We start from the raw sequence: 21901 nt of genomic DNA on the forward strand, positions 1-21901 counted from the left end.
GAAGACCAGCCTCGACCGGATCCGTATTGATCACCTCGCTGAAACCCACCACCGGAACAAGTGGGAATCCACCCCACGCTGACCAGGAAAAACGCTTCTGACCAGCAAAAAACACAGCGGGTGCCATGAGACGCAGAAACTATCTGCGACCATCCACACCCTGTCTCAACGAAGTTGACACAACCCCAGGTCAGCAAGCCTGCCACCAGGCCACAAAACACCACAACCCGTTCTCACTCGATCTGCAACACCCCAGCCCACCCCACACCTCAACTCACCCACCCGCCAACGTCAACGGGCCGCGCCAGACGAGACGAGCGGGTAGCGAAGGAGTGGGGGCCGGGGGCCATTTCGGTTGCGGTCACATCCAGGGGGACGCGCCCGCGCCCCGGTCACCTGACCGGTGACGCGATCAGCGCCGTACGCCGCAGAGTGCGGCCGTCCCGCGATCCGGCGGTGCGGATCGGTGCGGCCGGACGGACGGACGAGGGGCGACGCCGGAGTCCCGGCCCCTCGTCCCTCCGCCCGGCCGCGCCCGTGCTCGATGCCGCCGCACCCGGTCCCACCCCTCCGGATCGGCAGGTGTCCGGACTCGTCGGGAACGAGTGCGGGTAAAGTGACCGGCCGAACCACCGGGAGGGCGCCGATGCGGACGCTGTCAGGGATACAGAGACGGACCAGGACGTTCGGGTCCCGGGCGGGCACGGCGCTCGCGGCCCTCGTACTGCTCGGCAGCGCCGGAACGGCCGTCGCGGCCGACCCGGGCGCCGCGGCAACGCCCACGGCGATCGCCACCGCCGCGCCGGCCGGCCAACCGGCCGACGGCTCAACCCAGTCCGAGCGCCTGGCCGAGGAACTGCGTAAGAACCCGGTCTACGTCTCCGCCGACCGTCCCCGCAAACTGCCGCGCTCGCTCGCCCCGGACATCGCCGCCCTCGCCGAGCGCACCGGCGTGCCCACCTACGTGCTGGCGCTGCCTGCGGGCGACGCCACGCTGCTCGGCCTGGTGCACGACCGGCTCGGCGAGAACGGCCTGTACGTGCTGATCGACGACTATGGCAGCATCACCGCGTCCGCGTTCGGCGTCGAGGTCCCGGTCGAGGAGGCCCGCCGCATCGCCCTGTACGGCACCCCGTACGGGGCCGGCCCACTCGCCGCGTTCGAGTCCTTCGTCGACGCGATCGCCTCCGGCCATGACCGGGCAGCCGCCAGGGCCGACGAGTTGTACGACCGCTATCGCAAGGACGGCAAGCCCACCCTGTACATCAGCTCCACCGATCGGCAGAACCAGAACCTGCTGCTCGGCCTGGCCGTGGTGGTGATCCCGGGCCTGGTGCTGGCCCTCGGCATCCGGCTCTCCCGCCGCCGTTCCGACCGGCCGCAGCCGACCGGGAAGAAGGAGGCCGCCGGCTCGAAGACCCCGGCCGTCGCCCGGGCCAAGTCCCCGGCCGTCATCCTGGACAAGGGATCCGGCAAGGGCCCGGGCAAGGAATCCGACGAGCACCGGGACAAGGGCTCGGGCAAGGGATCCGGCAGGGGGTCCGGCGTGGCCGCGGCGCAGCAGAAGGCCCCGGCCCGCACCAGCTGGCCCGCCGTCCGCCGACGCGGCGTACTGCCGGTGACGGTGGTGGCGACGGTGGCCGCCGCGATCGCCGTGGTGCAGGCAGCACCCACCGTCTTCCCGCAGACCATCGACAGCCCGTACCTCAACGTCACCCGGGGCGACCTGGACGCCCGGGTGAAGGAGGTCGCCGCGGGGCTCGCCGCCGGACCGGTCTACCAGGACCCGTCCACGGCGGATGTGCTGACCACCGCCGACCTGCCCGTGGTCCGGCAGCGGATCGCCGAACTCGCGCCCAAGGGCCCGGTGCACGTGCTGGTCACGCCGACCGGCAGCGACGACGAGAGCGGCGGCGACAGCAGCACCCTGCTCGCCCGGGTCCACCAACACACCGGCCGGAACGGTGTCTACGTACTGATCGACCCGATGTCCGGGCGGATCGACCTGGACACCTTCGGCACCGACCAGGACGCCGCGCGCCACTTCATGCGCCTGCCGTCCATCGTCCGCTACCCGGAGTACCGCAAAGACGGCGACCTGCAGGTGATGCGGCGCCTCGACCAGACCCTGGACGCCATCGCCGCCGACCAGCCGCGCGAGGGCGACGACCCCGCCACCCGCGACACCGAACTGCCCCCGCTGCACGACAACCGGCTGCCCGGACTGTTCAGCAGCGACTTCGGCCCCGGAATCATGCTCGGCACCATGCTGCTGGGCGCCCTGCTGCTGATCGCCTGGCTGTTGATCGCCATCACGCGGGCCGTGCTGGAATCCCGCCGCACCCGCGCGGCCAACCCCTCGCCGCCGCAGCGCTCCGGGCCCCGACACGCCACCGCGCTGCCGTCCGTCCGGCAACTTCGCGCCTGGGCCGCCGCCGACGTCCGCGAACTCGCCGGGCTGCTGGCCGCCGCCGGCCAGGACGCGCCCGGCCGCACCCGCGCCTGGGACTGCCTGGACGCCGCCGAACTGCTGGCCGAAACCGGCGACGAGCGCCCGGACCAGGCCGCCGAGGCGGGCGACCTGGCCGCCGTCGCGGTACTCGCCCAGGCCGGACTCGCCGCCCTCCGGGGACACCTCCACCCCGCCCTCTGCCGGCTCAACCCGCTGCACGGTGAGGCCACCGGCGGCAAGGTCCCGGCGTGGCTCGCCGACCGCGGCATCGGCCCCAGGTCCGCGCAGCTGTGCCCCGCCTGCCGGAACGCCCTCCGTGGCGGCGGCGCCGAACCGGCCGCCCGAGAACGGGAGGCCGCCGAACGGCTGCTGCGCCTGCCCGGGGCGGACGGGCGCACCCGGACCGCCTGGGACGAGGCCGGGCAGGTCCTGCCGGCCGCCCGTAAAGGGCTCGAAGCACTCATCCTCAGGGCCCGGGAGTCCGCCAGTGTCCAGTGACCGACTGACCAATGACCGCCCGACAGGCGCCTTCCGCGGCCTCGCCGCCGGACTGCTCGCCGCCCTGCTGCTGGCCTGTACGGCACTGCTCGGCACGGGCGCCCCCGCCCGGGCGGAGACCGCGGGGACCGGGCCGAGCGCCACGACGATCGCCGAGGCGCTGGCCACCGACCCCGTCTACGTCGACCCGTCCTACGCGGCCGCCGTCAACCCCTCCCAGCAGCAGGCCTTGGTCGACCAGATCGACGCGACCGGCCTGCCGGTCAAAGTGGTGTTGGTGCCGCTGAAGAAGGGCGACGCCTTCGACGGAGACCCCCGCACCCTCGCCGCGGTGCTCAAGGAACGGCTCGACCTGCAGCAGCTGATCCTGATCACCAACGACGCGTACGGGAAGTGGCTCATCGGCACCGAGTGGCCCACCGACGCCCATCAGACCCGCGACGCCGCCTCCGTCGTCGGCTTCCTCCAGGGACTCGACGACGCCGGACTGGCCGCCCGGGTCGGCAAGGCCGTGGAACTGGTCAAGGCCGGCAACGGAACCGAGGTCTACAAGGCCGAGACCGCCAGGATCGACAAGGAGCACTCGGCCCGCCCCCAGGCCGAGGAGAACGCCTCCGGCTCCTCCTCCGGCGGCGTCGGGACCCTGCTCGCGATCGCCGCGGTGCTCGTCCTCGCCGCCGTCGGCGCCGCCTTCCTGGTACGCCGCCGCTCGCCCCGGCACACCGCCTTCACCTTCCCCGACGCCGTCTTCGCCGCCGAGCAGGCCGCCGACGAGGCGGGGCTGCGCCGCCGGGCCGCCGACGAGCTGCTCGCTCTCGGCGAGGCCGTGGAGCACGCCGACGGCGCCGCCACCCCGGGCCTGAGCCGGGCCCTGGACGCCTACGACGCGGCCGGCCGGGTGCTGGACGCCGCACGGGGCCTGCCCGACCTGGTCGGAGTGCTGGCCCTGGTAGCCGAGGGACGCTCCGCCCTGCACCCGGCACCCGGACTCCCGCTGTGCTTCTTCGACCCCCGGCACGGCACCGCCGTCCGCCGGACCACCTGGCGCCCGCTCGGCCGCCGGGAGCGGGCCGACGTCGCGGTCTGCGAGGACTGCGGCCAGGCCCTGCGCACCCGCCGCGCGCCGCAGGTGCTGGCGGTCCGTGACCGGGGTCGCACCGTCCCCTACTTCGAGGTGCCCGCCGAACGCAGCCTGTGGGCTGCCGCCGGCTACGGCTCTCTGCTGTCCGGCCCCGACGACACCCTTGCCGCCCGGGTCGGCACCGGCGAGTTCAGCCGCGCCCGGCAGCACCAGTCCGAGGAGCACGGCGCGGCCAAGGGCTGAGCCCGAGCCCGAGGACTTGGCAGTGGGGCGTGGGACGGAGGAGTTGTGCGGGCAACGCCGTTGCGTTTGGCTGGGAAGCGGCACGTCAAGGGGGTTGAACAGGGCAACGCAACACCGTCCGCGAGGCCGTGGCTCTCCTGGTCTCAGAGGGGCTCGTTGAGCGGCGCTGGGGCGTGGGCACGATCGTTCTCGCCCCCCGTGCCGCCGACGTCCTTCAGCGTCACCGACGTCATCCCCGTCGAAGAGATCATCAAGAACGCGGGACACGAACCCGGCCTGTCCCACTGGCACCACCGCTCGGTCAGGCCGGACCCGGACATCGCGGCGCACCTGGACCTGCCGGAGGAAGACGCGGAAACCTGGTACGTCGAGCGCGTCTTTACCATTGAGCGGGTGCATCGTGAAGTCGCAGGCCACAGGTCTGGTGTGAATGGCGAGTTGGATACTCGTGCCGGTCGGCGGCCGATGACCATGACGTAGATCATCGGGCGGGTCCGGCTCCGGCGGGATGCCGGGTTCGGCTGCGCCCACGACCGGCCCCCGCCTACGATCCGTCAGCAGGTCGACACGCCGTGAGAACGCGGGAGGCCGCGGGGGATGCAGGAGCGGCAGTGGATCACCGTCCGCCGGAGCGAACTGGACGCTCTCGCCGAGGAGTTGGCCAAGAACATCCAGGAGGTCCAGGCCGTGCGGGGTGAACTGGCGATCGTGGAGCGGGTGTTGAACCGCCTGGCCGAACAGGCCCTGGGCCGAAGCCGGGGCTGTCGCTCCGGTATCGGCGGAGGTGGCCGGGCGGACAGTCCTGCTCATCCCGCACCGCAGCGACGCGGCCCACGAGGGCGCGCTGCCCGGCGACTACCGCAAGATCCTGGCGATCGTGCGGGAGGCCGACGGCACGGTGCAGGTCCGGGCGGTCGGCGAGCGGCTGCGGCTGGACGCCTCGGTGCGCGGCAAGCTGGAACCTTTGCGGGCGAAAATGACCGAGCTCACCGACCGCGGCTGGCTGCACAAACGCCCTGACGGGCAGTTCACCGCACGTCCATAGCTGTGCGGGGCGGAGGCCTCACTGACGTGCCCCCGAAGGCGATCCGCACGCCGCCCTCGACCACCACACCACACGTCCAGCGCACGGGATCTGACTAGCTGTCAGTGGTCACTGAAAGCATCACGTGTATGACGAACTCCGCTGCCATCAGCGCCCACTGGGACGCCGCCGCCGACGCCTTTGACGACGAGCCCGACCACGGACTCACCACCGAGCACACCCGCACCGCAACCGCCACCCACCTGACCTCCTGGCTGCCGGCCACGCCGGGCAGCGTGCTGGACGTGGGCTGCGGCACCGGCTTCCCGTCCAAGCGCCGGCATCAAGGCAGGGTCTGACCGATTGGGCCAACCATGAGGGGCCGTGCATGGTTCGGCTTCAACGGTCGAACACCGACCAGCAGATGTCGTTGCGCAGCCGCTGGTCATCAAGTACGAGTTCGCGGATCGCCTCCGGGAGCTGATTGCGCTGCCACTGGCACTCGAGTCGTACCGCGGTCTCGCTCTCGTCTTCCGGTGCCGCTGCACGTGCGGCCTTGATCGCGTACGGCCGCGCCGAGCTCGTGCGCGGCAACGTGGGCGACGGCCCAGGCCTGGCCGGCGGCGTACGCGGCATGCCGCGCTGGCCCACGCAGGTCTCTGGCTGCCCCCATCGCATGGCCGCCCACCGCGCGAGCCTGCATCATCTTGACCTCGCCACGCACCCAGGCCCGGGCATGCTCGATCGCCTGGCGCGGTCGCGGGTCCCGGGCCGGGCCGACTCGAAGAAGCCAAGGACGTGCTCTGCACACGAGGCAGCCCATAGAACGAGGAGACGGTGATCCGATCAGTGAGAGTCCCACCACGGCGGATCGTCACGAAGCGAGGGTCGCGGACCTTCGGGAGGATCACGACGTGCACTCCCCCCTGCGCACATCGGCGCCGCTCGCTGCGGTGTGCCCTGGCGGCCGGTCAGCTGCCTGGCGCAGGGAATGATCCAGAGTGCTCATTAGCCGGGCGACACGACTGCTGTCGCCTGTCGCGGGCGGGTAGCGGCAGAGCACATCGATGAGCACCGGTGTCGCACGCTGCCGCGATCGTTCCAGCAGGGCATCCCCGATCGCGGGATCACCGCCTGCCTCCATCTCCCCGATGCGCGCAGCGCTCGCGCAGGCCCGCAGGATGTGGCCGACCTGGCCGACCTGGGCGATGGGGTGCAAGTATGCGGCCGATGCGGCGTCACCGGCGGATCGCGCGGCCAGTCGCGCGGCTTCGGAGGGTGCGGACCGGGCGGCTCGATGAGCGTCGAGGGAAGTGACGCGCTGCAATTTCGTCCTGTTGGCACCGTTGATGAACGTCGAGGCCGCGTCGATCGCCGCACGGGGGCGCAGATCACCGGGAACAGCCTGTTCAAAGACCGACAGGACGTCCTCTGCGTGCCGAACCACGTAACGTGCCACGACGCGCAGTTCGTCCATCGTCAGATCGAAGTCTCCGGACACGGTGTGCGTACTCTGTGTCATGTCCCTGGATCGTACCCTTGAACGCTCGGGGGAGACTCTGCGACGAATCCTCCGCTCACCCGCGTCGGAACCCTCAATCGGAGGTCACATGCGGCCCGTGGACCTGGCTCGTCGCCATGGCCTGTCCACGCAGGCGGTCCGCAACTACGAGGACGCCGGCACCATCCCGTCGGCCCACCGCCGCCGGACGGGGTACCGGGACTACACCGCCACTCATGCCGCCGGCCTCGCGGCCTACCTGGCGCTCGTCCCTGCCTTCGGCTACTCGACCAGCGCGCAGAGGATCATCGGGCGCACGTCCCTGACCGCGAGCTCGCCCCCGCACCACACTCCGACTGCTTGACAACGACGATTGGGAATCAGTCACAACAACTCCCGATCGGCGGTGGCCGTTTTCAAAGAGTGCCATCAGCACGGACAGCGTGGCGGCCAAGTTCCGAGAAGCCAGCGTGGGGTTGGCCGGTATGCGCCGCTGCAGGCGGGTAGTGCTTCGAGCAGCCATCACCCTGCCACAAGGAGGAGCCCATGGAAAAAGCTGATCTCTATTCGTTGGATCTTTCCGAGGCTGCTTGGGTCAAGTCGACCTTCAGCGGCGATGGGTCCGGGTGTGTTGAGGTTGCGCGTCTGCCCGGCGGGGCGGTCGCGCTGCGGGACTCGAAGAACCCGGGCCGCGAGCCGCTGTGCTTCACTGCAGCCGAATGGTCCGCGTTCCGCCAGGGAATCCAGGCGGGCGAGCTCCAAGGCTGACCAGCAGCCCGGGTGCCGGACCCGCCGAGTCCGGCACCCGGGCTGAACAATCGGCCTCTGGTGCGCTGATTCGCTCCCGACCCACCCGGCCCATCGAATACGGCCTCCAAGCCGCAGCCGGTAGTTCAGAGAAGCCTGCGTCCGCTGACCCGCGTCGTCACCCGGCTGGAGAAGCACGGCTGGGTCGAACGCACCAAGTGCACTGAGGGCGGGCGCGGTTGGAACGCCGTCCTGACCGACACTGGCCTCGCCCGCCTCCAACAGGCCTGGCCGGCGTTTCTGGTCAGCGTGCGACGGCACCTCGTCGACCACTTCAGCGGCCAGGACCTCGCTCAACTCACGGCCGCACTCCAACGTGTCGCGACCTCCGAAGGTGAACCCAGGTGATTCCCGGCCCGGTCGGCCTAGTCTGGGGGCGCCGACACCTCGGTCTTCCCGTCCGTCCTGTCGGCGCATACCGTCACCACCGTGTACGCCGGTAGCGCATGCACCACGGATCTACTGCATACCCGCCCCTGAAGGCACCGTTCCGAGAGGAAGCCGGCATGAGTGTACTGTCCACCAGGTTCACTGAGAGGTTCGCGGTCCCGTATCCGTTCGTCTGTGCCGGAATGGCCTTCGCGGGTGGTACCGCAGAACTGGCGGTGGCCGTTTCACGAGCGGGTGGTGTCGGTGCGGTGGGTGCCGGGCTGCTGCCTCCGGACAGGCTCCGGCAGGCGATCCGGGAGATCAGGAAGAGGGCGGGCGGAGCCCCGTTCCACATCAACCTGATCACGTACTTCGATAACACCGAGCTCGTGCGCGTCTGCGTCGAGGAGCAGGTGCCGATCGTCTCCTTCCACTGGGGCCACCCGCCGGTCGGCCAGCTCCAGCAGTTGCGCGAGGCCGGGATCTCGGTGTGGGAGCAGGTCGGCTCCGCCGAAGCGGCAGAACGAGCCGTCGACGACGGCGTGGAGGTCGTGGTCGCCCAGGGCTGGGAGGCCGGCGGGCACAACTACGGCGGCCTGCCCACCATGGTCGGTGTTCCCGCCGTCGTGGACGCGGTGGGAGACAGGGCCCTGGTCCTCGCCGCGGGCGGGATCACCGACGGGCGTCAGGTCGCCGCGGCCCTGTGCCTGGGCGCCGACGGTGTGTGGGTAGGTACCCGCCTGGTCGCCTCGCGCGAGGCGCAGGTCCATCCCGAGCACCACCGCCGCCTCGTTGCTGCGCTGGGCGAGGACACCGTACGCACCGGGATCTTCGGGCCTGAGTGGCCGGAGTTCAACCCGATGCGGGTGCAGCACGACCGCGTGGTGTCCGAGTGGGACGACCGGCTGGCCGAGGTGCCGACCGTCCGTGACAACCTGGAACAGATCGGTACCACGGTCTTCCAGGGAGAAGAGACCGTGCTGCGCAAGTTCAACGTGCTGCCGCCCGTGCCCGCGACCGAGGCCGACTGGGAGGAGATGCCCTGGCTGATGGGGCAGGGAGTCGGCCTCGTGCACGACATCCGGCCCGCCGGGGACATCGTCCGTGAGGTGATGGAACAGGCCGAACGCGTCCTGACCCGGCAGCAGCGCTGAGGCCGGGGGCCGCCCGGCGACGGGGCGGGCCATGACACCCGCCTGCCCCTTCCCCGCCGGCCGCCGGCTTCCCGTACGAACGGCCGTCCGTCCGGGTCGGCCGACGCACCCCAGTTCCGGAAGGTCGTCATGAGCACTCAGGGCCAGAAGGTCGCCGTCATCACGGGCGCGTCGCAGGGCATCGGCGCCGAGTTGGTGGCCGCGTACCGCAAACTCGGACACGGCGTCGTGGCCACCTCGCGCACCATCGCCGCCTCGCAGGACCCGGACCTGATCACCGTCCGGGGAGACATCTGCGACCCGGCGACCGCCGAGCGCGTCATCACCGCGGGCTTGGAGCGGTTCGGCCGCATCGACACGCTGGTCAACAACGCAGGCATCTTCATCGCCAAACCCTTCACCGACTACACCCGGGACGAGTTCGCCACCGTGGTCGGCGTGAACGTGGCCGGCTTCTTCCACCTCACCCAACTGGCCATCGGGCACATGCTCACCCGGGGCTCCGGCCACGTCGTCAGCCTCACCTCCAGCCTGGTCGACCACGCTGACTCTCATGTTCCTTCCGTACTGGCCTCGTTGACCAAAGGCGGCCTGCAGTCCGCTACCAAGTCCCTGGCCATCGAGTACGCCAGGCACGGCATCCGGGTCAACGCTGTGTCGCCGGGCATCATCAAGACCCCGATGAACCCGCAGGAGACCCATGAGGCTCTGAGCGGACTGGTTCCCGTCGGCCGCATGGGCGAGCCGAGCGACATCGTCGCCGCGGTGATCTACCTGGACAACGCCCCTTTCGTCACGGGCGAGATCCTCCACGTCGACGGCGGGCAGAGCGCCGGCCATTGACCCCGTCCCGCCGAAGGGCCGGAAACGCCGACCGCTCATGGTGCTTCGCGAGTCAAACGCCCGTTGCCTCACCGAACAGCTGGAGATTCCCTTGAAGGATTCCACTTTTGAGTTCTCGCCGTCCCGGTTCGTCGAAGACGTCAAGTCGACGGCGGACCTGCTCGACGCCGACTTCTCGGAGCCTGTGACACGGCAGGTCCTGGACCTGTACGAGCGAAGCTTCCGGGAGGGGGCGGTGCTGTGGCGAACCACGGACAAGCCCCGTGGGGCACTGAACTACCGCTTCTACGAGAGGAAGCAGACGAATACCGTCGCAACGGCCGTCCGTGGCGGGCTGCTGAGAGCCGACAACAAGGCAGCGGATCTGATTTCGTCCTGGAGTTCCCTCTACCGGGGAAGTTCGACCGAACTGTGCGACTTCGATGCCGCGCTGGGGCTCGCCAAGACATGGGCATATCTGGGTGGTCAGCGCCCGGTGGGGGAAGTACTCGGCGTTCGGGGCGTTCCTCGGTCCCTCCGGCGACACGAGGGCCGTTTCCACGAGTTGGGACTGAATTCCGTCCGGCATGTCGCGGTGGATTACCAGCACGACACGGCCAATCTGTACTTCCGTACGGGCAGCGGCATCACCCCGGACGAGTACGAGCGTCTCCTCTCCCTGGCGGAAGGAAGCCCGCCGGACACAGCCGTGTTCGACGACATGGCCAACTTCACGGCACCGGACGGCTACACCTTCTCCGTGACGATGTCGATCGACACCGGCGAAGTGGAGCGCGTCGGCTTCTACGCGCTGCGCCTTCCCGCCGGACGGTTCCCCCGGGTCGGCGAGAGGCTCGCCGCCTTCTTCATGTCCGCCCCGTCCTACGACGACGAGGAGATGAACGCCGTGGCCTGGTCGTTCGGGAAGGAGAACACCTACCTCAAGGCAGAGCGGAGCTACTGCGGTCGCCTGGTGTCCCTCATGAGGGAATGGAACAGCCCCATGACCGACACGGCCAGGAAACCGTGAGCACGGACAGCGCGCCCGAGAAAATCCCCCTGTCGTCTCGGACCGTGAGTCGGCGCGGCAGCCAAGACGGGCCGTTGTACGAAGCCGGTGTGCTCAGCCACCACAGACAGGGAGAGCGGGAGCGACTACGCCTGCTTGAGCATCTGAGCGATCCCACCACTGTCGGCATCTTTGAGAGATTGGGGATCGAACCGGATTGGCGCTGCGTCGAAGTCGGGGCAGGCAGCGGCTCTGTCGCCCAATGGCTGGCGTCGCGCTGTCCGCAGGGGCACGTCGCCGCCACGGATCTGGATCTCGGGCTGCTCCAGGAAATGCCCCGGCTCACCAACCTCACCGCTCTCCGGCACGACGTGACCCGAGAGGACTTCCCGGCAAGGTCCCAGAATCTTGTCCACGCTCGTGCCGTACTGACTCATCTTCCCGCCCCTGAAGAGGTGTTGGGCCGAATGGCATCATGGCTCGCCCCCGGGGGCTGGGTCGTGATCGAGGATCCGACCTACTTGCCGCCCGAAGCCTCCCCCTACCCTGAATTCGCCTCGCTTCTGCAGGGCTGCGAGAGGCTGCTCACGCAGACGCAGGGCACGGACAGTTCATGGGCCAGGCGCGTTCCCGCCGCGATGGCCTCCTGTGGACTGACCGGCATCCAGATGTCGGTCCGAGTCGCAGTGTGTGGGAACGGCGGCAGGGAAGACGACTTCTGGCGCCTGTGTTTCGAACGAGCCACCCCAGCACTCATCGAGACCGGGCTCATGACCGCGGAGCAGATCGAGCGAGGCGTCGCGCACCTGGATCGACCCGACTTCAACGACGTGGCCTGGATGGTCGTCTCCTGCTGGGGCCAAATCCCGTACCCGCCCTGACGGCAGCACTCCGCACCTTCCTCCGGCCAGGAACACGCTCACCAACCGAGTGAGTCGGGGGGGGTGCCCCTATGTCTTTGGTCAAGCTGGGTGGCTCGCAATGCGGGCATGAATGAACAGGGTGGGGACTCGGTGTCGGTGTGGCGGGTGGGTGGTGGGGCTCGCGTGGCGGACTTCGTGATCCCGGCGGTCGTTGGGGTGGGGGCGCTCATCTGCTGGGCTGGGTGGGTTTCTGCTCCGGGCGTGGGGACGGCGCGGTCGGCTGGGCTGTGGTCAGGGCTGGCCGTCGGCGTTGCGTTGTTCTCCTGGTGGGCGATTCTCCGGGTCCGGCTTGTAGTCGGCCCTGACGGGATCGTGGCGGTCAACCCGTGGGGGACCCACCGTCTGGGGCTGAGCGAGGTGGCCTCGGTGAGACTTGGCGCGTGGGGCGCGGAGTTCCACCAAGGGGACGGCTTCAAGACCACGGCGTATGCACTGAGCGAGCTGGCTTCGGGAACCTCCCAGGAGAAGCGGTTCGCAGAGTTGCTGGCGGTTCTGGAGGCAGACTCCAATCGCTCACCGCGTGACGCATGACGCAGTGACCGGTCAGGAACTGGCCGGCCTCGGTTCGTAGAAGGTGCCGTCGCGGAGCATCGCGAAGAGGACATCGGCCCGTCGTCGGGCGAGGCAGAGCAGAGCCTGGGTGCGGTGCTTGCCCTGTGCGATCTTCTTGTCGTAGTAGGTGCGGGAGGCCGGGTCGGCGAGGGCTGCGAAGGCGGAGAGGAAGAAGGCCCGTTTGAGTTGCTTGGTTCCGCGGCGGGAGGGTTGTTCGCCGCGGATCGACGATCCCGAGCTGCGGGTGGCCGGGGCAAGGCCGGCGTAGGCCGCGAGGTGGGCGGCGGACGGAAAGCTGGATCCGTCGCCGACGTCGATGAGGATCCGGGCTCCGGTCCTGACGCCGATCCCCGGCATGGATGTCAGGAGGAAGGCGCCGATGTCGCTTACGTCGCACCCGCGTCCTCCGGTTGTCCTCGCCCGGCCGTCCCACGGCACCGATCGCCACATCCACCTTGCGAAGAGCCTCCCGACCTGCGGAAAGGCCGGTGGTCCTGCCCCTAATCAGCGGTCTGTCGATGCCTCCGGAGCTGGTGACACCACCCCCGGGCCATGCGTTCCCATGCCGTTGCTTTTAATGGTCGTGCCACCGGTGGTTCAGAGTGACCACCACCGGCGGACGACGGCTGCTGGCGGGTTCACCTGGGGTTTTGCTGGCGTAGCCCGTGATGCACGACCGGATCTTGCGAGGGGAGTCGCGAGATCGCCGGCAGGGCAGCAGACTGCGGCCGATTTCGGCAAGCCCGAGGAGCCGGTCCTGCCTGTGAGCCGAGGGGGAAAAGCCGCTCGGTGAGATCACCGAGCGGCGGACGACGTGCAGGGCCTGGGTGAACGAGGTCCGCTCGGCTGTGCTGCGGTGCAGGCGTGCGGCCTCGTCCAGCAGATCCCGGGTGGCGTGGTGCACGATCAGACGCGCGTAGATCTCCTGCCGCACGCCGCCCGGTGTCCGCGACCTGAGGACCGGTCGGCCGCGTTGGTGGGTCAAAACATGCCGGGGGAGCAAAGCAGAACCTCACCCAGCGCAGCATTCACATCCCCAAAGACGCTGCCGACTGATCATCGCCCCCCACGATTCACGAAGTACGTTCGGACCGAAACCCGCGCCACGCCATGCGATGTCGGCAAGGGCCTGAACCCGCCAGGGGAATCCGGACGTTCTTCGCGAGGTGGCCCGTCCAACGCACGGATCACGCGGTCATACTCTGCATCGGAGTACCGGCTCGACATCTCTACGATTGGGCCGATCTCATGCTCGCCCGCTGTCACACGTCACCAGCGAAGTCGAGATCGGCGCTACGGTCCTCCGCGGCCACTGGCACCACCGCCTCCGGCCGACGCCACGGATGAACGATCGGGCCGGACACGGCGCGCCACCACGGGTCTGTAGGAATCTGCCCGCCCGGCTCGAAAGGCTCGCCAGGCCGAGGGGAAGCAACGGGCTGCCCGACCGCCTCAGCCGCGTCCCTGGTCCACTCCCCCGGCTCCGCCCACGCGTGCAGCGCCAGGTTGAACGTCCCCCAGTGGATCGGCAGCAGAACCCCGCCAGGACTGCCTCCCTGCAGGTCAAGATGGGCCTGCACGCCGTGGGCGGGCGACATGTGAATGTCTGGCCAGGCCCCGGGCAGCGGCGTATAGTCCGTGTGGTTCTTGGGCCAGTACTCGGAGTACGCGCCGATCTGGATCATCGTGGCGTCGAAGGGGCCGTGTTCGGCGCCGATGTCCTTGAAGCCGGAGAAATACCCGGTGTCGCCGCTGTGGTAGATCCGGTGCTCGGGCCCCGCGACGACCCAGGACGCCCAGAGCGTGTGCTGCTGGTTGCGCAGGCCGCGGCCGCAGAAGTGCCGGGCCGGGGTGGCGGTGAGACTGATCCCGGCGATCTTCGTGGTCTCGTTCCAGTCCAGCTCGCGCATCCGGTCGGTGGACACGCCCCACCGCTCCAGATGGGCGCCGACGCCCAGCGGAACGGCGAACACCGTGTCCGTGCCCGCGAGGGCCCGGATCGTCGGCAGATCCAGATGGTCGTAATGGTCATGGGAGATCACCACGGCGTCCACCGGGCCGAGCGCGGCGAGCGGCAGGGGAACGGGGTGCAGCCGTTTGGGCCCGGCGAAGGCGAAGGGCGAGCAGCGCTCGCCCCACACCGGGTCGAAGAGCACCCGTCGGCCGTCGATCTCGGCGAGCACGCTGGAATGACCCATCCAGGTGAGCCGCAGCCCGGTGGCGGGCGGCTCGGCGAGGTCGGCGTACGTGGTGGCGTGGACGGGTACGGAGCCGACCGGCGCCCTGCGCGCCCGCTCCTCCTTGCGGAAGTAGACCTTCGCGAACTCCAGGGTGGATCCGGACGGCCTGGTCCGTGCCCCCACCGGGTTCTGGAAGACACCGTCGGCGAAATTGGGTGAGCGGCGGATGCGCTCCATACGGGCACCCGCCGGATCGGCGCCGAATGCGGCGGGGCGCAGCGAACGCAGCCGGGTGTGGAGCGGGAGCAAGGGGTCGGCGCCGGTCACATCATCTCCTGAGGGAGTCGGTGTCGTCTCATTATGGGCGGGGGGTACGACAGTGCGAGCGCGCAGCCGCCGACGGGCGGACGACCGGGCCGGACGCCGTCAGCCACGCGGCTGCCCGTACGCGCGCTCGATGTGCAGGCGCAGCACCACACGCCGGTCCCGGACCATCGCCTCGCGGTAGTCGTCCCAGTCGGGGTGTTCGCCCTGGACGTCGCGGTAGAGCGTGATCAGTTCCTCCACCGTGGCGTCGTGCGGGTCGGCCGCGACCGGGGACAGTTCGGCCGCACCGTCCACGACCGTCCAGGCCCAGCGGTCCGCGCTGGTGACGTGGTAGCTCGCCCGTGGGTCGCGGCGGAGGTTCTTCGTCTTCGCCCGGCCCTCGGTGATCGAGACACGGACGATGCGCTCCTCGGGATAGTAGAAGTGGTTGACATTGGACAGCTGGGGCCTGCCGTCGCGCCTGAGCGTCACGAGCACGCCGCCGTTCTCCTCGCCGAGCAGCCCGAGCAGCGCGTCCTGCTGTGCGTCGATTCCCGTCATGCCGGATCCAACGTGCGTACCCGCCACAGGATTCCGCATCCGGCCGCACTTCCATGTCACATCCGGGGCGACCCCGTCCGTCTCACCCGTGAACGCAGCCGCCGTCCGGCGCCCCCGGGGCCGCCGGACGGCATCCGAGCCGTACCGAAGGAGACCGGCCATGACGAACGCCCGCATCTCGCTCGACCCGCCCCGCACCCTCCTGTTCCGCGCTGTGTCGTGGTACTCGAACCGTGCGTACGGCCAGGTCATCGATCCCGTACGGGTCAATGCCCACCACACCGGGGTGCTGTGGGCCGGAGCCCGGTTCGAATTGGCGGTGGGCCGCTGGAAGAAGCTGGACCCGCAACTCAAGGCGCTGGCCGTCATGACGTCCGCGGCCACCATCGGATGCAGTTGGTGCATGGACTTCGGTTACTGGGAGAACCACCGCCACGGCATCGATCCGCGCAAGCTGCGAGACGTGCCGGTGTGGCGCGAGAGCGAGGCGTACACCTCGCTGGAGCGCGATGTCATGGCCTACGCGGAAGCGATGAGTCTCACACCGCCCGAGGTCGGGGACGAGCTGGTGGAACGGCTGCGGACCACGCTCGGCGAGGCGGCGCTCGTCGAGCTCACGACCATGGTCGCGGTGGAGAACATGCGCTCGCGCACCAACTCCGCCCTCGGGCTGACCAGCCAGGGCTTCAAGGACCGGTGCGAGGCGGAACGCCCCGCGAGCCGGCGACCGACGCGGTCCGGCCACTGAACGACGATTCAGCACAAGTCGCATTGACACGACCGCTCGCGCCTCTCGATACTGACCAACGGTTCAGTAATTCGACCGGTCGGTACCGACCTGTCAGTGGAGGGAGGCCGGGTGGCCGGGCAGCCGAGAAACGCGTCGCCGACCGGTGGCGAGGCCGTGGTCCGCGCCCTGGAGGCCCACGGGGTCACCACGGCGTTCGGGATTCCGGGAACGCACAACCTGGAGATCTACCGGCATCTGACGCGGCACGGGATCGCCCATGTCACGCCCCGGCACGAACAGGGCGCGGGATACGCGGCGGACGCGTACGCACGGGTCACCCAGCGGCCCGGGGTGGCGATCACCACCACCGGACCGGCGCTTCTCAACATCACGGCCGCGGTCGGACAGGCGTATTCGGACAGCGTGCCGCTGCTGGTCGTGTCGCCCGGGATGCCGTTGCGCCACCCGCGTCAGCCGACCGGTCTGCTGCACGAGATGCGCAGCCAGTCCGAGGCACTTCGTGCGGTCGCGGCGTTCAGCCACCGGGTGTCGACGATCGAGGAGATCGGCTCGGCCGTGGCGCGGGCGTTCACCCTGTTCCGTTCTGGACGCCCGCGTCCGGTCCATGTCGAGGTGCCGCTGGATCTGCTGGAGACGGCGGGGCCCACGGGGCCGGTGCGGCTCACGCCACCGCTGTCCGCCCCGGTCCCGGCCGGATCCGCGCTCCGGGACGCGGCCGAGGTGCTGCGTGCGGCGCGGCGGCCCGTGCTGGTCCTGGGCGGAGGGGCGCGATCCGCGTCCGCCGGGTGTCTGGCGCTCGCCGAGGCGCTCGCCGCCCCGGTCGTCACCACCGCCAACGGCAAGGGGATCGTCGACGAGACGCACCCGCTCTCGCTCGGGGTGTCACTGCACAGCCCCTCCGTACAGAAGTGGCTGGCGGGCCGCGACGCGGTGCTCGCGGTCGGCACCGAGCTGGCCGAGTCCGACCTGTGGTCCGCGCCGCCGCGGCTGGGCGGCACGCTGATCCGGGTCGACATCGACCCCGCCCAGATGTACGCGGGACTGCCCGCCGATCTGGCGCTGGTCGGCGCGGCGCAGCCCACGCTGGAGGCGCTGCGCGACAAGCTGGCACAGGCCGGAATCGGCGCCCCGGACATGCGGGAGAGCTCCGCCGCGGTACGTGAGCTGCGTGCCGCGCGGGACGCCGAGACCGCGCGGCGCGACGTCCGCTGGGTGCCGTATCTGCGGGCCGCGCGGGCCGTGTCGGCCGCCGACACGATCTGGACCTCGGACAGTGCGCAGTGCTGCTACTACGGCGCGCTGCCCCATCTGCCCATCGGCCCGCGCGGTCGCTATCTGCACCCGACCGGCTTCGGCACGCTCGGCTACGCGCTCCCCGCGGCGATCGGCGCGAAGACGGCGTACCCCGGCCGGCAGGTCGTGGCACTCAGCGGGGACGGCGGGCTGCAGTTCTCCGTGCAGGAGCTCGCCACCGCCGCCCAGCTGCGGCTGCCACTGCCCGTGGTGGTGTTCGACAACGGGGGCTACGGGGAGATCCGCGACGAGATGGCGGCACGCGGCGACACCCCCACGGGTGTCGATCTGCCGTCCGTCGACCTGCCCGCGCTGGCGCGGGCGTACGGCGGCCACGGCGCCCGTGCCGACACTCCCGAGGCGCTCGCCCGCGCCCTGTCCCTGGCCTTGACGACCGCTGGGCCCACCGTGATCGCTGTGACCGAGGAGACCCCCCGATGACGACACCTCCGGTGTCCCGCTCCACCATCCCTTCCGCCCCGCTGATCTCGCTCACCTGGACCGATCACATCACCGGCCGCCAGGGCCATCTGGTCGTCGACCGCCTGGTGCGCGGGGTCTCCAGCGGCGGGCTGCGGATGCGGGCGGGCTGCACCCTCGACGAGGTGGCAGGGCTGGCCCGCGGCATGACGATGAAGGAGGCCCTCCACTTCGACGTCGACGACACGGGGGCCCGCTACATACCGCTCGGCGGTGCGAAAGGCGGCATCGACTGCGATCCCCGTGACCCCGAGGCGTACGGCGTTCTGGTGCGCTATCTGCGGGCGGTGCGCCCGTACATCGAGAACGTGTGGACGACCGGCGAGGACCTGGGGCTCACCCAGGACATCGTGGACCGAGCGGCGGCCGAGGCCGGGCTCGTCTCCTCGGTCCAGGCCGTCTATCCACTGCTCGACGACGAGACGGCGGCCCGCCGGCGGCTCGCCGACGCGTTCGCCGTCGAGGTGGACGGCATCGGGCTCGACGAACTGGTCGGCGGCTGCGGGGTCGCCGAGTCGGCGCTCGTGGCGCTGGACCGGGCGGGCGTCCCGTACGGAGAGGCAAGGGTCTCGGTGCAGGGGCTCGGCACCATGGGCGGGGCGACGGCCCGGTTCCTGTCGCGGGCCGGGCTGACCGTGGTCGCCGTGGCCGACATCAAGGGCACGATCGCCAATCCGGCCGGCCTCGATGTCGAGGCGCTGCTGGCCGCCCGGGACGGGTACGGGACGGTGGACCGCGGCGCGCTCCGGGACGGCGACCGGGAGCTGGCCGCGGACGCCTGGCTCGCGCAGGATGCCGAGCTGCTGGTCCCGGCGGCGGTCTCGTACGTGATCGACGCCACCAACCAGTCCCGGATTCTTGCCCGTTGGGTCGTCGAGGCGGCGAACATGCCGGTGCTCGCCGAGGCGGAGACGCTGCTGGCGGCGCGCGGGATCACGGTACTGCCCGATGTGGTCGTCAATTCCGGTACGAACGCCTGGTGGTGGTGGACCCTCTTCGGTGACATCGGCGCGGACGCCGACGAGGCGTTCGGGCACACCCGCCGCTCGATGCGGGCCCTGATCGAACGGATGCTGGAGCGCGCGGAGACCGACGGCAGCACCCCGCGAGCCGCCGCCCATGCCATCGTCGCCGACCGGCTGCCCGTCATGGCGGAGCGGTTCGGCTGGTACCGCTGAACCCGACCGCGCCTCTGGCCGCAACCGTTCCGGCCGACGGCCGACGCGTACGGGGCGTGGACGCGCGCCTGATCCGCGCGCACGACTTCGCCGTGCCGGGTTCCGGGGCCGACGGCGCGGGCCGGCACGCCGGGCGTCCGGTCCGCGTGGGCTCCGCGCGGCTCCGCCCCCGGACTGCCTCCCGGGCGCGCATTCGTTAGGGTGACGCCGTGGCAAGAGTGCGGTTGAGCGTGGCGGAACGGCGCGAGGAACTCCTTCGTGCTGCCGTCGAACAGATCGAGGTGCGGGGGGTGGCGGCGGTACGGATCGCCGACGTGGCCGCCGTGCTCGGCGTGAGCAACGCACTGGTGCTCTACCACTTCTCGACCAAGGAGAAGCTGGTCGCGGCCGCCTTCGCGCATGCCGCCGAGGCCGATCTCGCCCATCTGCGCAAGCTGTTGAGCCGTCGTACCAGTGCGGTGCGACGCCTGCGCAGCGCTGTCCGCTGGTACGCGCCGACGGGCCAGGCCAAGGGCTGGCGGCTGTGGATCGAGGGCTGGGCCGCCTCGCTGCGCGATCCGGCGCTGCGCAATGTGGCCGGAGATCTCGACCAGCAGTGGAAGGCGGAGCTGGCCGAGGTCATCGAAGAGGGTGCCGCAGCCGGTGAGTTCCAGTGCGACGACCCGATGTCCGTGGCGTGGCGGCTGACCGCCCTGCTGGACGGCCTGGCCGTGCAGATGATCTCGTACGCGGGTCCGCTCTCCCGGGCCACGATGCTGGCCTGGACCGACGAGGCCCTCGCCCGTGAACTCGGCATCGACCGGACGGCGCTGACGGCCTGAACCACGCCCCGTGAGAGCGGGTCACTCCGGCACGTCGGCTGCCGGGACGTCCGGGCCGCCCTGACCCAACGGGCCGTCGAGCCCCAACCCCGAGCCAGGCCGGGCTCCGGACGGCACAGCTCACCGCGAGCACCCCGTACGCCGACCCCCGGCCGAGGTGCTGCCGAGCCGGGTGAGCGGGGGCCCCGCCGGTCAGGTCTGACGCAGGGGCGCGTACGCCTCGCCCTCAAGCCCGAACGTCCAGGCCACACCGCCCTTCGCGGTCCTCGTGCTGGGCGGTACCCGCAGCCAGTAGGTGCGGCTGGTGCCATCCGGCTCCGGGGTGGAGTTGACCACTTCGACCATCACCACGTCCTCGTCGCCGTCGAGCGCGATCCGCCACAGGATGCCCGTCTCGTCCCGGTGGACCGGCTCGGCACCCGACTCGCCGAGATACCGGTCGTAACCGTAGAACTCCAGCATCACGCGGCGTAGTTCCGCGTTCTCCTCCGCACGTATCCGTTCGGGGGTCAGGGAGTTCAGTTCCGCGAGGAATTCGGCGGGGACGGGCATGCCGCGCCAGGCGTGGAGCGCGAAGCCGTCGCGGTAGGCGAGCGCTGGGCCGTCCCCCCGGTCGAGCCGGCCCGCCTCGTCCCGGTGGAGTGCTTCCGGGCGCTCGCTGATCACCACGGCGCGCTCGTAGGGCCACCACCAGCCCGCGTGTCTGGCCACCTCGGCCAGGCCGTTCAGCCGGTCGCCCCGGCCGTCGAACGCGGCGAGCCAGGCCGCGTCGTGCTGGCCCAGGACCGCGTCCAGCAGCACCAGCCGGACAGCGGACTCGTCCTCGGGACGCTCCGCGAGGTCGGCGACGACACCGGACCTGATGCGCTCGGTGAGCGAGGCCGTGGTCTCCCAGAGCTGTGCTCCCGTGGCCGACCACAGGGCGGACCAGCCGGCCGGGCCCAGCTCGTCGTACATCCGGCGCCGCTCCTGCGCCCAGGGCCGGGTCCGCACCTCGTCGCGCACCGACCTTCCGCCGTCGGCGAGCTTCTCGACGGCCTCCACGGCGGCCCTCGGCGAATCCACCCAGACGATCCGCTCCGGCTCGGCCAGTCCCGCGCTGCGGTAGGCGAGCCGCAGCCCGTCCTCGGCGGCGGCCCGGTCCGCCCCGCCGGTCGCCGCTGCCACGGTCCGCCATGAGTCCACGTACTGCATCGGTCTTCCCCGTCCCCTGAATCCTGCGTTCGTGTTCGTGTTCGTGTTCGTGTTCGTGTTCGGTATTCGGTGTTCTGTCTTCTGTGCTGCGCGCCTCGCCGATCCGGTGCGCCCGTCACCGAGACGTGAGGGGCGGCCCCGTCACCGAGGCGTGATCGGGTGGGCCCCCGTCACCGGGGCACTTCTCCGATGCGCCGCCACCCGGCCGGGCGGCGGCGTCAGTCCGCGACGATGCGGACCGCTCCCGGCGCGTACTCCCGCTGGCGCACCACGCGGTACCAGCCCTTCGACAGCGGTATCGCCGCGTGCTCCTCGTGCACCACCCGGCCGCCTTCGGGAAGATGGAGCAGCATCGGCCCGAACGCCCCTGCCTCGCGCATCAGCCGACCCGGCCCCTGCACCGCGTGTGCGTGGCCGGTGACCTCGCCCAGCGCGAGGATCATGCGCCCCCGCCCGTCCCTCGGTTCACCCGGCGCGTCCACGAGATGCGCGGGCACCGCCGACTCCTCCAACGACACGATCAGTACATCGCCCTGCCGGTACACAGACGTCTCCCCTCGATGGCCGCACCCGCTGTGCCGGCCACGGAGAAAACGCTACGGGGAGGGTCTGACAATCGACCGGTGCCCGGCTCCGGCGGACGTCGGCGGACACGTCCCGGACGGTCCCCCGTCGCCGCGTTGTCAGTGCCACTTGATAAAC

23 protein-coding genes and 2 pseudogenes are annotated in these 21901 nt (G+C 70.6%); 17 read left to right on the top strand and 8 right to left on the bottom strand.

Annotation, left to right across the window (positions count from 1 at the left end; all coding sequences use genetic code 11):
- Positions 1-646 precede the first annotated feature (646 nt).
- The 5 genes from ACZ68L_RS34925 (at position 647) to ACZ68L_RS34945 (ending at position 5657) form a co-directional block, all read left to right on the top strand.
- Positions 647-2950, top strand: coding sequence for a hypothetical protein (locus ACZ68L_RS34925; RefSeq protein WP_469585410.1), 2304 nt, complete (start codon positions 647-649; stop codon positions 2948-2950).
- Positions 2940-4274, top strand: coding sequence for a hypothetical protein (locus ACZ68L_RS34930; protein WP_469585413.1), 1335 nt, complete (start codon positions 2940-2942; stop codon positions 4272-4274). The genes ACZ68L_RS34925 and ACZ68L_RS34930 overlap by 11 nt, the downstream gene beginning before the upstream one ends.
- Before the next feature lie 198 nt (positions 4275-4472).
- A complete protein-coding gene (locus ACZ68L_RS34935; protein ID WP_469585415.1) occupies positions 4473-4754 on the top strand; it encodes a hypothetical protein in 282 nt (93 codons plus the stop codon).
- Positions 4755-5058: 304 nt separating this feature from the next.
- Positions 5059-5319 carry a hypothetical protein gene (locus tag ACZ68L_RS34940; protein ID WP_469585417.1) on the top strand — a complete coding sequence of 87 codons (261 nt, stop codon included), beginning with the start codon at positions 5059-5061 and terminating at the stop codon, positions 5317-5319.
- A 128-nt stretch (positions 5320-5447) separates the two neighbouring features.
- Positions 5448-5657 (top strand): hypothetical protein, encoded by a 210-nt coding sequence (locus ACZ68L_RS34945; RefSeq protein WP_469585420.1) that lies wholly within the window; start codon positions 5448-5450, stop codon positions 5655-5657.
- A gap of 40 nt (positions 5658-5697) precedes the next feature.
- On the opposite strand, the pseudogene ACZ68L_RS34950 reads toward ACZ68L_RS34945, so the two are convergent.
- Both ACZ68L_RS34950 and ACZ68L_RS34955 read right to left on the bottom strand, forming a co-directional pair.
- A pseudogene (locus ACZ68L_RS34950) lies at positions 5698-6209 on the bottom strand (putative immunity protein).
- On the bottom strand, positions 6206-6775 hold the full coding sequence (locus ACZ68L_RS34955) for a putative immunity protein (RefSeq protein WP_469585422.1): 570 nt from the start codon (positions 6773-6775) through the stop codon (positions 6206-6208). The pseudogene ACZ68L_RS34950 and the gene ACZ68L_RS34955 overlap by 4 nt, the downstream one beginning before the upstream one ends.
- A 142-nt stretch (positions 6776-6917) precedes the next feature.
- Here ACZ68L_RS34955 and ACZ68L_RS34960 point away from each other — a divergent pair, with 142 nt between their 5' ends.
- The 8 genes from ACZ68L_RS34960 to ACZ68L_RS34995 all read left to right on the top strand — a co-directional run bounded on the left by ACZ68L_RS34960 (position 6918) and on the right by ACZ68L_RS34995 (position 12414).
- Positions 6918-7163 carry a MerR family DNA-binding transcriptional regulator gene (locus ACZ68L_RS34960; protein ID WP_469585425.1) on the top strand — a complete coding sequence of 82 codons (246 nt, stop codon included), beginning with the start codon at positions 6918-6920 and terminating at the stop codon, positions 7161-7163.
- A gap of 182 nt (positions 7164-7345) precedes the next feature.
- Positions 7346-7567, top strand: a complete 222-nt coding sequence (locus ACZ68L_RS34965) for a DUF397 domain-containing protein (RefSeq protein WP_469585428.1) — start codon at positions 7346-7348, stop codon at positions 7565-7567.
- Positions 7568-7711: 144 nt separating this feature from the next.
- The gene (locus tag ACZ68L_RS34970; protein WP_469585508.1) at positions 7712-7954 is read left to right on the top strand and encodes a MarR family winged helix-turn-helix transcriptional regulator; all 243 of its coding nucleotides are present in this window, start codon (positions 7712-7714) and stop codon (positions 7952-7954) included.
- Positions 7955-8112: 158 nt separating this feature from the next.
- The gene (locus tag ACZ68L_RS34975; protein ID WP_469585430.1) at positions 8113-9129 is read left to right on the top strand and encodes an NAD(P)H-dependent flavin oxidoreductase; all 1017 of its coding nucleotides are present in this window, start codon (positions 8113-8115) and stop codon (positions 9127-9129) included.
- A gap of 129 nt (positions 9130-9258) precedes the next feature.
- On the top strand, positions 9259-9972 hold the full coding sequence (locus ACZ68L_RS34980; RefSeq protein WP_469585433.1) for an SDR family NAD(P)-dependent oxidoreductase: 714 nt from the start codon (positions 9259-9261) through the stop codon (positions 9970-9972).
- 91 nt (positions 9973-10063) lie between these two features.
- Complete coding sequence (locus ACZ68L_RS34985; RefSeq protein ID WP_469585436.1) at positions 10064-10981, top strand: aromatic prenyltransferase; 918 nt, start codon at positions 10064-10066, stop codon at positions 10979-10981.
- Positions 10978-11841, top strand: a complete 864-nt coding sequence (locus ACZ68L_RS34990) for a class I SAM-dependent methyltransferase (RefSeq protein WP_469585438.1) — start codon at positions 10978-10980, stop codon at positions 11839-11841. The genes ACZ68L_RS34985 and ACZ68L_RS34990 overlap by 4 nt, the downstream gene beginning before the upstream one ends.
- 165 nt (positions 11842-12006) lie before the next feature.
- The gene (locus ACZ68L_RS34995; RefSeq protein WP_469585441.1) at positions 12007-12414 is read left to right on the top strand and encodes a PH domain-containing protein; all 408 of its coding nucleotides are present in this window, start codon (positions 12007-12009) and stop codon (positions 12412-12414) included.
- A 12-nt stretch (positions 12415-12426) separates the two neighbouring features.
- On the opposite strand, the pseudogene ACZ68L_RS35000 reads toward ACZ68L_RS34995, so the two are convergent.
- The 4 genes and pseudogenes from ACZ68L_RS35000 to ACZ68L_RS35015 all read right to left on the bottom strand — a co-directional run.
- Positions 12427-12804 (bottom strand): annotated as a pseudogene (locus tag ACZ68L_RS35000) (transposase); the annotation flags it as partial.
- A 205-nt stretch (positions 12805-13009) separates the two neighbouring features.
- Positions 13010-13369 carry a hypothetical protein gene (locus ACZ68L_RS35005; protein ID WP_469585443.1) on the bottom strand — a complete coding sequence of 120 codons (360 nt, stop codon included), beginning with the start codon at positions 13367-13369 and terminating at the stop codon, positions 13010-13012.
- Between the two features lie 328 nt (positions 13370-13697).
- The gene (locus ACZ68L_RS35010) at positions 13698-14942 is read right to left on the bottom strand and encodes an MBL fold metallo-hydrolase (RefSeq protein WP_469585445.1); all 1245 of its coding nucleotides are present in this window, start codon (positions 14940-14942) and stop codon (positions 13698-13700) included.
- Positions 14943-15041: 99 nt separating this feature from the next.
- The gene (locus ACZ68L_RS35015) at positions 15042-15482 is read right to left on the bottom strand and encodes a PPOX class F420-dependent oxidoreductase (RefSeq protein WP_469585448.1); all 441 of its coding nucleotides are present in this window, start codon (positions 15480-15482) and stop codon (positions 15042-15044) included.
- 160 nt (positions 15483-15642) lie between these two features.
- Between ACZ68L_RS35015 and ACZ68L_RS35020 the strand changes: the two genes are divergently transcribed.
- The 4 genes from ACZ68L_RS35020 to ACZ68L_RS35035 all read left to right on the top strand — a co-directional run bounded on the left by ACZ68L_RS35020 (position 15643) and on the right by ACZ68L_RS35035 (position 20005).
- The gene (locus ACZ68L_RS35020; protein ID WP_469585451.1) at positions 15643-16230 is read left to right on the top strand and encodes a carboxymuconolactone decarboxylase family protein; all 588 of its coding nucleotides are present in this window, start codon (positions 15643-15645) and stop codon (positions 16228-16230) included.
- A 111-nt stretch (positions 16231-16341) separates the two neighbouring features.
- The gene (locus tag ACZ68L_RS35025) at positions 16342-17967 is read left to right on the top strand and encodes a 5-guanidino-2-oxopentanoate decarboxylase (RefSeq protein WP_469585454.1); all 1626 of its coding nucleotides are present in this window, start codon (positions 16342-16344) and stop codon (positions 17965-17967) included.
- Positions 17964-19184 carry a Glu/Leu/Phe/Val dehydrogenase dimerization domain-containing protein gene (locus ACZ68L_RS35030; protein ID WP_469585456.1) on the top strand — a complete coding sequence of 407 codons (1221 nt, stop codon included), beginning with the start codon at positions 17964-17966 and terminating at the stop codon, positions 19182-19184. The genes ACZ68L_RS35025 and ACZ68L_RS35030 overlap by 4 nt, the downstream gene beginning before the upstream one ends.
- Before the next feature lie 209 nt (positions 19185-19393).
- The gene (locus tag ACZ68L_RS35035) at positions 19394-20005 is read left to right on the top strand and encodes a TetR/AcrR family transcriptional regulator (RefSeq protein ID WP_469585459.1); all 612 of its coding nucleotides are present in this window, start codon (positions 19394-19396) and stop codon (positions 20003-20005) included.
- A gap of 192 nt (positions 20006-20197) precedes the next feature.
- Here ACZ68L_RS35035 and ACZ68L_RS35040 read toward each other — a convergent pair whose 3' ends face one another.
- Positions 20198-21199, bottom strand: a complete 1002-nt coding sequence (locus ACZ68L_RS35040; protein WP_469585462.1) for a DUF6745 domain-containing protein — start codon at positions 21197-21199, stop codon at positions 20198-20200.
- 218 nt (positions 21200-21417) lie between these two features.
- On the bottom strand, positions 21418-21744 hold the full coding sequence (locus tag ACZ68L_RS35045) for a hypothetical protein (RefSeq protein WP_114247858.1): 327 nt from the start codon (positions 21742-21744) through the stop codon (positions 21418-21420).
- Positions 21745-21901 lie beyond the last annotated feature (157 nt).

The organism is Streptomyces sp. NPDC104309, from assembly GCF_055584025.1.